The sequence below is a fragment of the Micromonospora sp. NPDC005237 genome (assembly GCF_040607775.1).
GTDB lineage: Bacteria > Actinomycetota > Actinomycetes > Mycobacteriales > Micromonosporaceae > Micromonospora.
This window is the reverse complement of record NZ_JBEXHJ010000008.1, coordinates 1-14,987: the sequence shown is the minus strand read 5'-3', so window position 1 is coordinate 14,987 and position 14,987 is coordinate 1. Positions and strand designations below refer to the sequence as shown.

Annotated in this window: 14 protein-coding genes, 2 tRNA genes and 1 pseudogene; 12 read left to right on the top strand and 5 right to left on the bottom strand. The window is 70.7% G+C overall.

The features are described from left to right. Positions 1–185 precede the first annotated feature (185 nt). On the bottom strand, positions 186–2,333 hold the full coding sequence (locus ABZT87_RS21935; protein WP_355137803.1) for a M14 family zinc carboxypeptidase: 2,148 nt from the start codon (positions 2,331–2,333) through the stop codon (positions 186–188). Between the two features lie 117 nt (positions 2,334–2,450). On the opposite strand from ABZT87_RS21935, the pseudogene ABZT87_RS21930 reads away from it, so the two are divergent. The 5 genes and pseudogenes from ABZT87_RS21930 to ABZT87_RS21910 all read left to right on the top strand — a co-directional run. Further along, a pseudogene (locus tag ABZT87_RS21930) lies at positions 2,451–2,765 on the top strand (PQQ-binding-like beta-propeller repeat protein); the annotation flags it as partial. A gap of 107 nt (positions 2,766–2,872) precedes the next feature. Beyond that, entirely contained in the window at positions 2,873–3,445 is a 573-nt protein-coding gene (locus tag ABZT87_RS21925) for a hypothetical protein (RefSeq protein WP_355138243.1), read from the top strand. Between the two features lie 100 nt (positions 3,446–3,545). Then, positions 3,546–4,052 (top strand): SigE family RNA polymerase sigma factor, encoded by a 507-nt coding sequence (locus ABZT87_RS21920; RefSeq protein WP_354861761.1) that lies wholly within the window; start codon positions 3,546–3,548, stop codon positions 4,050–4,052. Continuing rightward, positions 4,052–4,894: a hypothetical protein gene (locus ABZT87_RS21915; protein WP_355137801.1), complete on the top strand. Its 843-nt coding sequence runs from the start codon at positions 4,052–4,054 to the stop codon at positions 4,892–4,894. The genes ABZT87_RS21920 and ABZT87_RS21915 overlap by 1 nt, the downstream gene beginning before the upstream one ends. 78 nt (positions 4,895–4,972) lie before the next feature. After that, on the top strand, positions 4,973–6,544 hold the full coding sequence (locus ABZT87_RS21910) for a hypothetical protein (RefSeq protein WP_355137799.1): 1,572 nt from the start codon (positions 4,973–4,975) through the stop codon (positions 6,542–6,544). Between the two features lie 53 nt (positions 6,545–6,597). Here the strand turns inward: ABZT87_RS21910 and ABZT87_RS21905 are convergent, their stop codons facing one another. Both ABZT87_RS21905 and ABZT87_RS21900 read right to left on the bottom strand, forming a co-directional pair. Continuing rightward, entirely contained in the window at positions 6,598–6,828 is a 231-nt protein-coding gene (locus ABZT87_RS21905) for a hypothetical protein (protein WP_355137797.1), read from the bottom strand. Positions 6,829–6,919: 91 nt separating this feature from the next. Then, positions 6,920–6,993 (bottom strand) — tRNA-Gly (locus tag ABZT87_RS21900). A gap of 279 nt (positions 6,994–7,272) precedes the next feature. Here ABZT87_RS21900 and ABZT87_RS21895 point away from each other — a divergent pair. The 5 genes from ABZT87_RS21895 to clpX all read left to right on the top strand — a co-directional run bounded on the left by ABZT87_RS21895 (position 7,273) and on the right by clpX (position 11,827). Further along, a tRNA-Pro gene (locus tag ABZT87_RS21895) sits at positions 7,273–7,346 on the top strand. Between the two features lie 118 nt (positions 7,347–7,464). Then, positions 7,465–8,811, top strand: a complete 1,347-nt coding sequence (gene tig, locus ABZT87_RS21890; RefSeq protein ID WP_354861756.1) for a trigger factor — start codon at positions 7,465–7,467, stop codon at positions 8,809–8,811. A gap of 194 nt (positions 8,812–9,005) precedes the next feature. Further along, entirely contained in the window at positions 9,006–9,647 is a 642-nt protein-coding gene (locus ABZT87_RS21885) for an ATP-dependent Clp protease proteolytic subunit (protein ID WP_007464111.1), read from the top strand. Positions 9,648–9,657: 10 nt separating this feature from the next. Beyond that, positions 9,658–10,320 carry an ATP-dependent Clp protease proteolytic subunit gene (locus tag ABZT87_RS21880; protein WP_121652300.1) on the top strand — a complete coding sequence of 221 codons (663 nt, stop codon included), beginning with the start codon at positions 9,658–9,660 and terminating at the stop codon, positions 10,318–10,320. A 211-nt stretch (positions 10,321–10,531) separates the two neighbouring features. After that, positions 10,532–11,827, top strand: a complete 1,296-nt coding sequence (gene clpX, locus ABZT87_RS21875; protein ID WP_139588132.1) for an ATP-dependent Clp protease ATP-binding subunit ClpX — start codon at positions 10,532–10,534, stop codon at positions 11,825–11,827. Positions 11,828–11,854: 27 nt separating this feature from the next. Here clpX and ABZT87_RS21870 read toward each other — a convergent pair whose 3' ends face one another. Next, on the bottom strand, positions 11,855–12,475 hold the full coding sequence (locus ABZT87_RS21870) for an XRE family transcriptional regulator (RefSeq protein ID WP_355137795.1): 621 nt from the start codon (positions 12,473–12,475) through the stop codon (positions 11,855–11,857). Between the two features lie 41 nt (positions 12,476–12,516). Here ABZT87_RS21870 and ABZT87_RS21865 point away from each other — a divergent pair, with 41 nt between their 5' ends. Together ABZT87_RS21865 and ABZT87_RS21860 are read left to right on the top strand one after the other, a co-directional pair. Beyond that, on the top strand, positions 12,517–13,350 hold the full coding sequence (locus tag ABZT87_RS21865; protein ID WP_354861752.1) for a DMT family transporter: 834 nt from the start codon (positions 12,517–12,519) through the stop codon (positions 13,348–13,350). Between the two features lie 39 nt (positions 13,351–13,389). Next, on the top strand, positions 13,390–14,187 hold the full coding sequence (locus ABZT87_RS21860; protein WP_355137793.1) for a carbon-nitrogen hydrolase family protein: 798 nt from the start codon (positions 13,390–13,392) through the stop codon (positions 14,185–14,187). A 4-nt stretch (positions 14,188–14,191) separates the two neighbouring features. On the opposite strand, the gene ABZT87_RS21855 is transcribed toward ABZT87_RS21860, so the two are convergent. Then, positions 14,192–14,416, bottom strand: a complete 225-nt coding sequence (locus ABZT87_RS21855; protein ID WP_354861749.1) for a hypothetical protein — start codon at positions 14,414–14,416, stop codon at positions 14,192–14,194. Positions 14,417–14,987: the final 571 nt, after the last annotated feature.

Here is a 14,987-nt window from a genome sequence, read left to right as displayed (position 1 = left end):
CCGGGGTGCGCACGGGCGGGCCGGCCAGGCCGCCCGCCCGTGCGTCGGCGTCGCGCGACACCGCGACGCCGGTCGTCTCCCCACCAGGCAAGGCCGCTGCTTACCCGGCCGGCCACGGATCATCCGTGGCCGGCCGGCGCGTCCGTCGTTCGGGTCAGCCGAGTCGACCCGGCATCCCTGCCGGGTCAGCCGGTGGCCGCCTCGGCGGCGGCGTGGTCGCGGGCCACCCGGACCAGTTCGACCAGCCCGCCCGCGTACTCCTGGGACTCGCCGTGCGCCTCGTCGAACGGCGGCTGGAAGCCGACGCCCTCCCACTCGCCGGTGGCCGGATTCCAGCGGTCGTTGCCGACCTCGAAGTCCCAGGCGAAGATGCCCAGCTCGTAGTAGAGCTGGTCGGCCGAGTTGCCGGCGGCGGAGTAGAGCACGTCGGCGACCGGGCCGGTCTGCGACGGCCAGGTGACGGTGCCGCGCTCCTGGGCGATGGCACCGACGATGCGCCGGGCGCTGTTCAGGAACAGCGTCGACTCGTCGATCGACGGTCGGGGCAGGGTGATCCGACCGTCGGCCCGGTACGCCCCCGGCGGCCACATGAAGTACCCGCCGTAGGAGTGCACGTTCATCGCGAATTTGATGTTCGGGTGGGCCTTGGCCAGCGCGATGACGTTGCCGCTCTCCGCCTCGGACAGCTCCGCCGTGCCGGCGTAGTTGCCGGAGAGACAGTTGGCGCTGGCCCCCACGTACCCGTCGAAGTACGACCCGACGGTGTAGTTGCGGTTGACGTCGACGCCCCACGAGGTGCGGTAGCGCGGGTCGCGGGCCGGCCCGGTGCAGTGGTTGACCAGGTTCTTGCGCTGGAAGTTGAAGTCGTTGAACGAGTAGTTCGCCCCGTCCGGGTTGACCGTCGGGATGACGAAGACGTCGACCTGTTCCAGCAGCTGACGGGTGGCCGGGTCGGTACGGGCGTTGGCCAGCATCCGCTCGGCGAACTCCAGCGTCACCAGCGGGGTGGCCCATTCCCGGGCGTGTTCCTGGGAGTACGCCAGCACGCCGACCCGGGAGCCGTCGCGGTGCACGCCGAGGCGCAGCGCCTGCACCGTCCACGGCTTCGCCGGCACCTCGGTGCCCTGGAGGCCGTCGTCGAGGCGGGCCGGACCGGCGACCGGCATCGGCAGCCCGGTCGAGCCGTCCTCGACGGTGGCCCGGAACCGGTTCTTCTGGCGGGCGTTGATGGCCGCGGCGACGTCGTCGGTGGTACTCACCGTCTTGCCGGCCGCGTCGGTGGCGAGCGTGACCGTGAGGACGCGGTCCCGGTAGCCGACGGTCAGCGGTCGGGAGGGCCGGCCCGGGTCGACCGTGCGCACCTGCACACCGTTCATGCCCTGGTCACCGAAGCGGACCGACTCGACCACCACGGCGGAGACTGCCGGGTCACCCAGGTACGCGACGGCGGTGCGCCGGTACCCCTGGGTCTTGTTCGGCAGGTCGATGACGTCCACCAGGTCCCGGTACTGGCGGGCCAGCCGCTTGATCCGCGCCTGGATGTCCACCGGCGTCAGGTACGCGTCGATGAAGTCCTTCTGGTAGCCGGCGGGCAGCGGCGGCGGGGTGGCGTTCGGCCACAGCGACGGCGTGACCGCCCGGCTGACCCCGCCAAGGCTGGAGGTGGCGGTCAGCTGGACCGGCCGGCTCGGCACCGGCTGGGGGAGGTTGTAGTGGTACTGGTACTCACCCGAGTCCTCGAACCGGTAGAGCGGGAACGATCCGGTGGTGCCGTCCGCGGTCCGCCAGCTGACGGTGATCTCCACGTCCGGGTCGTCGGTGGCGGTGGTGGCCACCTGCGCCTGCAGGAACGTCTGACCACCGGTGGTCCACCAGTACGCCTGCTGCACCGCGAGGGTGTCGACCCCGACGGCGGCGGTGGTGCGCTGTCCGGTGGCCGGGGCGCGCAGCCCGGAGGCGGTGCGGGCCTGCGCCGCGCGGACGCTGTCCGCGAAGTGCCGGCTGCCGTCGCCGGCCCGTTGAACGATCTGGGTGGCTGTGGCGCCCTGGGCGGTCAGCTCGGCGAGCTGCGCGCCGGTCAGCACCAGGTCGGCGAGGATCCGCCCGTCCCGCGCCCGGGGCCGGTTGGCCAGGTCGGCGCCGGCGGCGACCAACCTGTCGAGCTGGGCCTGGTCGCGCAGCTGCACCCGGACCAGAGCGGTCTCGGTGGCGGTCAGGGTGATCGGTGTGGCCGCTGGGGCGGGTGCCGCCGCCGCGGAGCCGGGATGGGACAGCGCCGCGCTGATCAGGATCGCTGTGGTGGCGGCAGCCGTCCACCGTCGTCGGACGATCATGTGCCCTCCTGTGACGGACGTCGATGTGCTTGGTCCTTACACCAGTGCACAGATCGACACCTGTCAAGGGATCTCGCTCGTGGGCACCACGACGGCGGCCCCGGAGGTTAGGTTGGAGTGATCTTCCAGATTCGATGGCGTCGGTCGCTGCACCAGCGACCCGACCCGACAGCGATCGCCAGCGCGTCCGACTGCGTGGTGGTGCACGAGCGCGGAACTCGTCTCGTCTGCCTCGACCCGGTCGATGGCGCGACCCGCTGGGACGTCCCGATCGGTACCTGGCCCCGGGCGGTGGTCGTCGACGGTACGCAGTGCTGGGTGATCAGTCAGGACCGCGCCGAGTTGCGCTGCCTCGACCTGCACACCGGAGCCATCCTCTGGAGCGCCGACCTGCCCCGTTCCCCGGTCACATCGTGGTTGCCGGGGACCGCGTCCTTGCGGGGGGCTGGCGCGGGTATACCCGGCTCCGGGCGTACGACCGGTGGACCGGGAGCCCGCTCTGGACCGACCCGCAGCGAACGGCGACCCTGCTACCCAGGGTGGTCGGCGGACAGGTGCTCGTCGGCGAGCCGGGCGGTACGTCGGTGCGACTGCTCGACGGGCGCGATGGAGGCGAGGTGTTCCGCTGGACTCTTCCCGAGCCGCTCGTGGCCGGCGACGGCCAGTGGCCGGCGTTCGTCCCCGCTGACGCCGACCGCGTTTTGCTGCGCTGCGGAGCACGTACCGTCTGGCAGCTCCAGCCCGCCGCCGGCGCCTCGGGCGAATTCTTCCGGCACGACCGCGATCTGGCCCGCCACGGCATCGGGGTCGCGGACGCGACGGCGTGGGTGCCGGAACTCCGGGACGGGCTCGTCGCCGTGGACCTGAAGACCGGCACCAGGCTCTGGCGGCTCGACGTGGGGTCGGACGTCGCCGGGAAAGCCGTCCGGGTCGGCGCCGGGCAGGTCGTGGCCACGAGGCGGCCGGGAATGCTGATGCTCGTCGACCACAGCGGCCGGCCCCACGCCCGAGCCCTGGTCGACAAGCAGCTCAACGGCATTCGCCGCCTCACGCCCGACCTGCTGCTCGTCCTCGGCAAGGGCACGCTCGCCGCGGTCACCGTCACGGGTTGACGCGCAACCGGCCTCGACTCCGGCGAGTTCTTCCTTTCGCGATGCAACCCGCTGGGCCGGACCCGGCGTGACTATCTCGAATCGGGAATCGGAGGCCTGGATGAGCGATCGCGACGCGGCGTTCGCCGACTATTTCGCGGCGAGGTCGGACGCGATGCGTGGCACGGCGTACCTGCTGTGCGGCGACTGGCATCGGGCGGAGGACCTGGTCCAGACCGCGTTCGTGAAGCTCTACCTGGTCTGGAACCGCGTCTCCCGGCACGAGGTGCTCGACAACTACGTGCGGCAGATCCTGATCCGCACGTTCCTCGACGAGCGCCGCCGCGGCTGGTGGCGGCGTGAACGGGTGGGCGGCGACAACGCCGAGCAGGCGGCACCGTCCGACTCGCCGGAGACCCGTCTGGTGCTGCTGCGGGCGCTCGCCTCGGTGGCGCCGCGTCAACGGGCGGTGCTGGTTCTCCGCTACTGGGAGGACCTTTCGGTCGAGGACGTCGCGGCGCTGCTGGACTGCTCGCCGGGGACGGTGAAGAGCCAGGCGGCGCGCGGGCTGGACACGCTGCGCGGCCTCCTGGCAACCACGAACAGCGGGATCGAGATGGGGAAGTGATGAACGGAGAAGACCTGCGTGAGGCGCTGTGCCGCGAGATGGCGGACGCCGCCTCGCCACCACCGTTGAGTACGGCGGCCGCGCTCGACGCGGGACGACGCGCCCGCAGTCGCCGCCGTACCGCCTGGGCGTGCGCCGGATCGGCGGCCGTGGTGCTGGCGGTCGCCGGCCTCGCCGCCGTGGGCACACCCAAGGGCGACGTCTACCAGCCGGCAGGGGGTCCGCAGGCCATTCCGAACCCGTCGGCGTCAGACACCAAGAAGCCGTGGCCGGCCGGGCCGGACGGTCAACCACAGGAGGACCGGACCGCGCGGGCAGGGTCGAAGTACGACCAGGGGATACGGCTGCTCGACGAGGTCGTCTCCGTCGTGCCCGCCGGCTACACCGCGCCGGAGGACCCGGCGAACCAGCCCGCCGACCAGAGGACGCTGCGGACCCACCAGGCGCAGTTCGAGGACACGGTGAACGGCGTCGACCTGTGGAGCTACCTGACCTCGGTTGCCGTTGCCCAGGGGCAGGGCACCGGGCGTGTGGTCGTCGAGGTGCACGACGCTGGCAACCAACTACCCACTGAACCCTGCGCGCTCGCCCGCCAGTTCTGGGGCATGCAGGGCGAGTGTCAGGTCGAGGCCGTCGGGGCGGCGAAGGTGGGCGTGGTGGTCCGGCCGGGTGACGACGATCGGCTCGACCAGTGGGCGGCCTACCGGCACCCGGACGGTGTAGTGGTGTTCGTCGCGCAGGGCACGAAACTCGACGAGACCCGGCCGGAGTTGACGGAACTGCCGTTCTCCGTGCCGCAGTTGGCGGCCCTCGCGGTCGACGAACGGTTCCACCTGAGGTGACACGGTGACCCTGCCCTCTCGGGCCACCCGCCGATAACTCGGAGGCGGGCCGGGCCGCTGGTCCGGCAGCATGATCACATGACGTGGACGCCGAGGCACCGGGAAGAAGCCAGCGCCGAGATGAAGCCGGCGCTGGAGGCGGCAATCGCGGCGGCCGCCCAGCGTTCCGCCGCCGGCAGGAAAACCGTGGAGCACCTCGCCTTCCTGCTGGCCGATGTCGGCGCCAACGCCGACCACGACCTGGGCCGGGCAGCACTGCGGGCGCTGGCTCGATCCCCGAAAATGGTGGCCCGGCTCGACGAACGCGCCCGCCAGGTGCTGTGGTGCCTGCCGGACCAGTCGCCACCGCTCGTTCGGCTGGTGGCCGGTCTGTCCCAGCCCACTGTCAACCCGCTCGCCGTGGCGATGGCCAGCACCCACCGCGACGGACGCGTCCGCGAGCGCGCGGTCCGGTCCATGCTGGACGATCCCCGCCCTGATCTGGTGCCGTTTCTGGTGCTGCGCACCGGCGACTGGGTCCGGCAGGTGCGGGACCGGGCCCGTGCGGGCCTCGCGCTGCTGCTGGCCGACGACCCGGCCACGTACCTTCCGGCGGCCATGCCGATGGCACTGTTGGTGGACGCCCGGTCGCGCGGCGGCTTCGCCGCCAACCAGGTCACGGCCGCGCTGCTCAACGCGTCGCCAGCCGTACGCCGGGTGGTCGGCGCCTCCGGCGCCGCGGCCCAGCGGCGGCTGGTCTTCGAGGTCGAGGTGGCGCAGCGCTGGCTGCGGATCGACGACCTGGTGGACGTCGCGGAGTCCGACACCCATGTACGCATCCGCTCGCTGGCGGCCGAGGCGGCCTGTAGGGAGGCGGTGTGGACCGGGCGGCTCCCGATCCTGCGGCGGCTCGCCCGCAGCCGCTGGCCGGACGTACGGGCGGTCGCTCTCACCGGCCTGCTGCGGGTCGGAGAGCCGGCCGAGGTGGCCACCCGTCTCGATGACCCCGCGTCGCTGGTGCGGGCCATCGCCAGGGAGGCCGCTCGGCGCGTCGGCACCGACGCGCAGGCGCACTACCGGGCGGCCGTCACCGGCCCCGCGCCCACACCAGGTGCCGTCCACGGGTTCAGCGAGAGCGCTTCGGCTGCCGACGCGCCGCTGCTGAACCGGCTCCTCACCCACCCGGCCGCGACGATCCGCGCCGCGGCCGTACACGGCCTCCGCCAGCTCGACGTCGTTGACACCGGCCGGGTCCTGCCGTTGCTGACCGATCCCGCACCGTCGGTCGTCCGCGAGGCCACCACGGCGCTCCGACCCGTCGCGGCAACCCTGCCGGCGGAGCTGCCCTGGCAGTTGCTCACCGGCGCGCGGGTGGAACTGCGGCGCGCAGGCTATCGGCTGCTCGGCACGGCACCCGAAGCCGTGCGGTTGCGTGCCGCCCTGCTCCTGGCCGTCGACCCCGATCCGGGGTTGTCCCGACGCGGTCGTGCCGACGTGACCGGGCTCGTGCGAGACGCCAGCCGTACGACCTGGCGTCGCACGCCGCTGCCCTCTCTCGACGTGACGACCGACCACCGTGCGGACCTCCTCGTGCTGGCCCGGCGTGCGGCGCCCGCCCTCGGGGAGGAGGTCAGTGATCTGCTCTCCGCATGGCTCACGAGGTCTCCTTAGGGCGCGCCGCGGCTGGCTGTGGAGGTCGGACCAGCGGGCCGCGACCCCTGTGGTCAAACCATCAGGTTCAGCACGCCCAGGACGATTGACACGGCGATCGCGGCCAGCGTGATGCCCGCGACGGCACGTGTGACGGCACGGGCCAACCGGCTGCCTCCGGCGCCCTCGGCGAGGCGGCCCATCATCTCCGCCCGCGCGTCGACGGAGTACTGATCGGTGCTCGCATCCACCTGGGCGCGCTTCAACCAGCCACGGTCGGGGGTGGGGTGCTGAATCGTTCCCATGCACCCAGTCTGCGTCGCTGTGCAAGCCCAATGCGGGAGAGGCGAACGGCCCAGGTGCCGCGATCATGCGGTCTGCCTGGGCCTTCATGGGTGGAGCGGGCGACGGGAATCGAACCCGCACCGTCAGTTTGGAAGACTGAAGCTCTGCCATTGAGCTACGCCCGCGCTCCGCCCCGCCGAAACGGGACGCGCCGACAGCGTACCCAATGGCCGTGTCCGGTGCGCAGCCGCGCTGCCGCGGCGTCCCGACCGCCCAAGATCCGCACAACTTCGGGGAAATGGTGGTGTCCCGGCTGGCGGATACCCCCATATCGGCGAAGTGTTGCGGATCTTGGAGCGGCGTCGGGCGCAGGACCACCTTGGGGTCTTTCGGGGGATCTGTCCGGGTGGGGGACGCCCCGGCACCGCCTGAGGCGCGGCGACGGCATAGACTGCACGTCGCCACGGGGTGTGGCGCAGCTTGGTAGCGCACTCGCTTTGGGAGCGAGGGGCCGTGGGTTCAAATCCCGCCACCCCGACTGTCGTCCGCGTCCGGGTCGCCCCGGGCGCTGCGGGCCGGCCCCGCCGGCTCGCCTACACTCGATGGGCCAATCGAAGGCCCAGAATCAAAACCAAGATCCGTCAAGGAGTACGCCTGTGAAGAGCACCGTCGAGACTCTGAGCCCGACGCGCGTGCGGCTCGCCATCGAGGTGCCGTTCGTCGAGCTCGAGCCGAGCCTCAAGAAGGCGTACCGGGAGATCGGTTCGCAGGTCCAGGTCCCGGGCTTCCGCCGGGGCAAGGTGCCGACCGCGGTGATCGACCAGCGGGTGGGCCGGGGCACCGTCCTCAACGAGGCGGTCCAGGACGCCATCCCGGAGAACATCCTCGCCGCGGTGCGCGAGCACGACCTGAAGACGCTGGGACGTCCCGAGGTCGAGATCACCGAGTTCAACGACGGTGACTCGCTGAACTTCACCGCCGAGGTCGACGTCCGTCCGGAGATCACGCTGCCCGACGCGAGCACCATCGAGGTGACCGTCGACGAGCTGCAGATCGACGAGAGCGAGATCGACGAGCAGGTGAAGAACCTGCGCGAGCGGTTCGCCACTCTCAAGACCGTCGAGCGCGCCGCCGCCGAGGGCGACTACGTGCAGATCGACCTGAACGCCACCGTCGACGGCGAGGACGTGCCGGGCGGCCAGGCCAGCAACATCTCCCACGAGGTGGGCAGCAAGCAGCTCCTGCCGGGCCTGGACGAGGCCGTGGTCGGTCTCGCCGCCGGCGACAGCACCACCTTCACCACCCAGCTGGTCGGCGGCGACTTCGCCGGCCGGGACGCCGACGTGGCGGTGACCGTGCGCACGGTCAAGGAGAAGGAGCTGCCGGAGCTGAACGACGAATTCGCCCAGATGGCCAGCGAGTTCGACACGATCGAGGAGCTGCGCGGCGACCTGCGGGCGCGGGTCACGCAGGGCAAGCAGGTCGAGCAGATCTACGCGGCCCGGGACAAGGCGCTGGCGCAGCTGGTCGAGGCCGCCGAGGTGCCGGCGCCGGAGGGTGTCGTCCGCGAGGAGGTCGCGAGCCGCAAGCAGGCGATGGTCGACCAGCTGGAGCGGATCGGCGCCTCGCTTGAGGAGTACCTGGCGGCCGAGGAGAAGACCGAGGAGCAGATCGACGCCGAGCTGACCGAGGCGGCGACCGAGGGCGTCAAGGTGCAGCTTCTGCTGGACACGCTGGCCGACGCCGAGGACGTGCAGGTCTCCGACGACGAGTTCGGGCACGAGATCGTGCACCGGGCGCAGCGCGCCGGGATGGCCCCGCAGCAGTACTACGACCAGCTGGTGCGCTCCGGCGCGGCCGCCGCGGTCTTCGGTGACGTGCGGCGGGGCAAGGCGCTCGCGGCCGTCATGGAGCGGATCACGATCAAGGACTCGGCCGGCAACGAGGTCACCCTGGACGCGCTGCGCGCCGCCAACGAGGCGGAGCACAACCACGAGCACTGATCGTCGGGTGCGGCCGCCGTCCGCCGCTGCGCGGTGCACGGCGGCCGAATCCTTTCCGGGGTACGCCCGGACGCCCGCGCCGCGGGTGCGCCTGACACAGCTGCGCTGAGAGCGAACAGTGCCCCGACCGGGGCTCTGCCGCCCCGTACAGCGGTTAGTGTCGGGAAAGACGGTACGGAGAGCGAAGGGCTGCCATGACCGACATGCACATCCCCAAGAAGTCGCTCCGGGCGATTGACGCGCGCGGTGGCGACTCCATTGGCAACCTCGACGACTCGGTCTACAACCGGTTGCTCAAGGAACGCATCATCTTCCTGGGCAGTGAGGTGACCGACCAGGTCGCCAACCGCATCTGCGCGCAGCTGCTGCTGCTCGCCGCGGAGGACCCGGACCGCGACATCAACCTGTGGATCAACTCGCCGGGTGGCTCGGTCTACTCCGGCATGGCGATCTACGACACCATGCAGTTCATCGACAACGACGTGTCGACAGTGGCGATGGGCATGGCTGCCTCGATGGGTCAGCTGCTGCTCTGCGCGGGCACCAAGGGCAAGCGTTACGCCCTGCCGCACGCTCGGATCATGATGCACCAGCCGTCCGGTGGTCTGGGCGGCACGGCGTCCGACATCGCCATCCAGGCGGAGCAGATGCTCTACACGAAGCGGATGTTCCAGGAGCGCGTCGCCCACCACACCGGCCAGAGCCAGTCGCAGATCGAGGCCGACTCGGACCGGGACCGTTGGTTCACCGCCCAGGAGGCCATGGACTACGGCTTCATCGACAAGGTGATCATCGGGGCCGCTCAGGTTCCGGATGGCGCCGGGACCCTGAGCTGAGGAGCTGACGATGACCGATCTGAGCTTGCCGCCCCAGTTCGCGGCCGTGCACAACCGCTACGTGCTGCCGTCGTTCGTCGAGCGCACGTCGTACGGGGTCAAGGAGTCGAACCCGTACAACAAGCTCTTCGAGGACCGGATCATCTTCCTCGGTGTCCAGGTGGACGACGCGTCGGCCAACGACGTGATGGCCCAGCTGCTGACGCTGGAGGGCACCGACCCGGACCGCGACATCATCATGTACATCAACTCGCCGGGTGGCTCGTTCACCGCGATGACGGCGATCTACGACACCATGCAGTACGTCCGTCCGGACATCTCGACGGTCTGCCTCGGGCAGGCCGCCAGCGCGGCGGCGGTGCTGCTGTCGGCGGGTACGCCGGGTAAGCGGATGGCCCTGCCGAACTCGCGGATCATCATCCACCAGCCGGCCACCGAGGGTGGCTACGGGCAGGGCTCGGACATCGAGATCCAGGCTCGGGAGATCCTGCGGATGCGGACGCAGCTGGAGGACATGCTGTCCCGCCACTGCAACCGCCCGATCGAGCAGGTCCGCAAGGACATCGACCGTGACAAGATCATGACGGCCGAGGAGTCCAAGGAGTACGGGCTGGTGGACACGATCCTGACCAGCCGCAAGAAGGGTCTGCTGGCTGCCAACGCGGCCAGCTGAGTCAGTACCGGGTCAGGGGTTGGCCGGGGCGTTGGTTCCCGGCCGACCTCTGACACACCCGTTTTGGGGGTCGGAGAATGTCCCGCCAGCGGGTAACGTCGGGTCCGTACCGCTTCGCCGGTTGGGCCGGTGTGGCGAACCAAGCCGGGCGGCGCGCAGCGTCCGCAGGTCAGGGCCGGGTCTCCGGCCGATGAGTGCAGGGAGAACGTAGGTGGCACGGATCGGTGACGGCGGCGACCTACTGAAATGCTCCTTCTGCGGCAAGTCGCAGAAGCAGGTGAAGAAGCTCATCGCGGGCCCTGGGGTCTACATCTGCGACGAGTGCATCGATCTCTGTAACGAGATCATCGAAGAGGAGCTGGCCGAGTCCGGCGAGGTGAAGTGGGAAGAGCTTCCCAAGCCGATGGAGATCTGCCAGTTCCTCGACAACTACGTCGTCGGGCAGGATCAGGCCAAGAAGGCGCTCGCGGTAGCGGTCTACAACCACTACAAGCGCATCCAGGCCGAGGCGGCCGGCGCGCCGGGCTCCGGCAGTGACGCCGTCGAGCTGGCCAAGTCCAACATCCTGCTGCTCGGGCCGACCGGGTGCGGCAAGACCCACCTGGCGCAGACGCTCGCCCGGATGTTGAACGTCCCGTTCGCCATCGCCGACGCCACGGCGCTGACCGAGGCGGGCTACGTCGGTGAGGATGTGGAGAACATCCTCCTCAAGCTGATCCAGGCCGCGGACTACGACATCAAGCGCGCCGAGACCGGCATCATCTACATCGACGAGGTCGACAAGATCGCCCGCAAGTCGGAGAATCCGTCGATCACACGGGACGTCTCCGGCGAGGGTGTGCAGCAGGCGCTGCTCAAGATGCTGGAAGGCACGGTGGCCAACGTGCCGCCGCAGGGCGGTCGTAAGCACCCGCACCAGGAGTTCATCCAGATCGACACCACAAACGTGCTGTTCATCTGTGGTGGTGCGTTCGCCGGTCTTGATCAGATCATCGAGTCCCGCACCGGCCAGGGCGGCACCGGTTTCGGCGCCCGGCTCCGGTCGGTGTCCGACCGGTCGACCGATGACATCTTCAGCCAGGTCATGCCGGAAGACATGCTCAAGTTCGGCCTGATCCCCGAGTTCGTCGGCCGGCTCCCGGTGATCACCAATGTGCGCAGCCTGGACCGCAGCGCCCTGGTGCGCATCCTCACCGAGCCGCGCAACGCGCTGGTCCGGCAGTACCAGCGGCTCTTCGAGCTGGACGGGGTCGAGCTGGAGTTCGACGAGCCGGCGTTGGAGGCGATCGCCGACCAGGCGATGCTGCGGGGCACGGGTGCCCGTGGTCTGCGGGCCATCATCGAGGAGGTTCTGCTCTCCGCGATGTTCGAGGTCCCGAGCAACCCGGACGCCGCCCGGGTGCTGATCACCCGCGAGGTCGTCCTGGAGAACGTCAACCCGACGATCGTTCCGCGCGAGTTCACCGGGCGTCGGGCCCGGCGGGACCGCGAGGAGAAGTCGGCCTGATCCTCCCGCGTCCACGCCGGCCGTTCGCTACTGACGCGGCCGGCGTGACCGCGTTCGGCGGTCCCACTCGCCCGACGGGGTGACCGTCACCATCATCAGGCGGGCCGGTTCCGCGGCGTCGTTGCGGTAGCCGTGCTCCCGGTCGGCGTGGAACTCGATCGTGTCACCGGCCCGGACGGCGTGATCCTGCCCGTCGACGTGGACGATCACCGCGCCGGCGAGGACGTGCAGCACCTCGCGGGTCCCGCGCGGGTGGTCGGAGGAGCGGTGTCCTTCCCCGGGCTCCAACCGCCAGTCCCAGAGCTCGACCAGGTCGGGCTCGCCCAGCCCGCTCAGCAGGTGGCCGGTGCCGCCGTGTTCTCCGTGCCAGAGCACTGGCGCCTCGGCCGTGGAGCTGATCCGCACCGTCCGCTCCTCGTCCGGCTCGACCAGTCGGGCGATGTTGACGCCGAACGCGTCAGCGACCCGGCACAGCGTGCCGACGCTGGGGTTGGTGCGGGCGCTCTCGATCTGCACGAGCATCGCCTTGCTCACCCCGGAGCGGCCGGCCAGTTCCTCGAAGGACCAGCCCCGGGCAGCGCGCAGTTCCCGTACCTGCCGGGCGACGGCGGCGGTCACCGCGCCCACCCGGCCACCTGTGTCGGTCATCAAACTATCCTTCACGGTCACTATTGTGGTACGACAGTGGCATGCTACCCATTCTCCTGGCCGCGGTGTCCGCGATTGCCTTCGGCACCGCCGACTTCTCCGGCGGCAAGGCGTCCCGCCGGGCGGACCCGATCGCGGTGACCGTGGTCTCCCAACTGCTGAGCGTCCCCCTGCTGGTCGCTCTGGTGCTGGTGGTGCCCGGGACCCCGAACCTCGCCGACATCGCCTGGGGGCTGCTCGCCGGGGTGGCGGGCGCTGGCGGCGTCATGCTGCTCTACCGGGCGCTCGCCGGCGGAATGATGGCCGTGGTGGCGCCGGTCACCGCGATCACCGCGGCGGTGGTGCCGATCGTCGCCGGCCTGTTCACGTCGAGCTTCCCCGGCGCGTTGGCGCTCACCGGCGCCGGCCTCGCCGTGGTGGCGATCGCCCTGGTCAGCCTGGGTGAAGGGGGCCGCGGTCCGGGCGCTCCCGCGCGGCTGGTGGGTCTCGCCCTCGCCGCCGGCGCGCTCTTCGGCGTCTTCTTCACACTGCTCGGCCAGGCCAGCGAGAGTGCCGGCATGTGGCCGGTGGCGGCGGTCCGGGCCAGCTCGATCGCCTTCGGCCTGATCCTCGCCGCCGGCACCGGGGTGCGGCTCCGGCTCGACCGGCGGGTGCTGGTTTGGGCGGCCGTCGCCGGTCTGCTCGACAGCGCCGCCAACGCGCTCTTCATGGCCGCCGCCGCGCGTGGTCACCTCAGCATCGTGGCGGCGATCGCCGCGCTCTACCCCGCCAGCACGGTGCTGCTCGCGCTCGCCGTCGACCGGGAACGCCTGCGGCCGGTCCAGATCGCCGGCCTCGGGTTCGCCGCGGGGGCGCTGGTGCTGGCCAGCATCTGACGCTGTCCGCGCCGGCCGTCCCGGCCGTACTCTGGGCTCATGCGCGTCGCCGTCTGCCAGCTCAACGCCCGGGATGACCGCAAGGCCAACCTGGCCGCCGCCGAGGCGCTGCTGGAACGCGCCGCCGACGGCGGCGCGGACCTCGCCATCCTTCCGGAGTACGTGGACTATCTCGGCCCCGCGGCCGGCCTGCCCGAACCGGAGCCGGTCGACGGCGAGGTGGGCGGCTTCTTCGCGGGGGTCGCTCGGCGGCTGGGCATGTGGGTACTGGCCGGGTCGTTCCACGAGGCCGGCCCGGACCCGGAGCACACCTGGAACACGTCGCTGGTCTTCGACCGTGCCGGCAGCCTGGCCGCGAGCTACCGCAAGATCCATCTGTACGACGTGGAGATCCCGGGCCGGGTCTCCTACCTGGAGTCGGCGAGCGTCGCGCCCGGCGTCCAACCCGTCGTCGTGGACGTGGAGGGTCTCCGGGTCGGGCTGTCGATCTGCTACGACCTGCGCTTCCCGGAGCTGTACCGGCGGCTCGCCACCGAGGGCGGCGCCCAACTGCTGGTGGTGCCGGCGGCGTTCATGCTGCACACCGGGCGGGACCACTGGGAGGTCCTGCTGCGGGCCCGCGCCATCGAGAACCAGTGTTTCGTGGCGGCCGCCGGTCAGACGGGCGACCACGAGCCCGGCCGCACGTGCTTCGGGCGCAGCATGGTGGTCGACCCGTGGGGGACGGTCCTCACGCAACTGCCGGACGGCCCCGGGGTTGCCGTCGCCGACCTGGACCTCGCCCGCCTCGCTGCCATCCGGGCCGAGCTGCCCAGCCTGGCCAACCGCCGGCTCTGAGCGCTTAGCCCTCCAACAGGACGCCGATCGTCGCGAAGCCGGCGATGACCACGGCGGTGACCAGCAGAGCGGTGGTCATCCGGGATCTGCCCCGACGGGCCAGCCGTCCCACCGAGAGCACGAGGACCACAAGCACGACCGCGCCGATCACCAGTTGCCAGAACGGCAGGAGGACGCCGAGCAGTGCTTCCTCGGCAAACACCGTGGCGCCCAGCCCGGACTCATCCATGCCTGACACTCTGGCACGCCGACGCGCGCGGCGTCGCCGACCGCGGGTGCAGACCACGCCGATCCGCTCGACCAAACCAGTGATGAACCCTGATTTGCCTTCTCCCGGCGGTCCGCGTAACTTTCTCTCTGCACGGGGGAGGCCGGACAAACCGGCCGAGAACGGGCACCGGGCTCGTGGCGGAAACGCCGAGCGAGACCGAGGATCGGGCGGTGCGGGACACTCCGGCAACGGGGTTGCGAACGCGAAGCCGACCGGGTAGAGTTCTGAAGCCGGCAGGAGCCGGGCGGAGAGCCGCGAAGCGGTGATCGGCCGGTCTGCGGCTTCCCACGACAGAAACGACCGCCGGGTACGGCGTGCGTCATCGCGGGTCCGGACGAACCAGATTGATCGCCTCGGATACGAGGTTGACAACGAAAGTTCGACCAAGTAGGTTTGAGCGGTTGCCCCGAAACGGGGTTCCACGGAATGTGGAGCTTCTGATCGGTGTGTGGTTGTTCTTTGAGAACTCAACAGGGTGCTTGTAAAGCCAGTGCCAATTATGATTTATACCCCGGATTGGTCGAGCCTT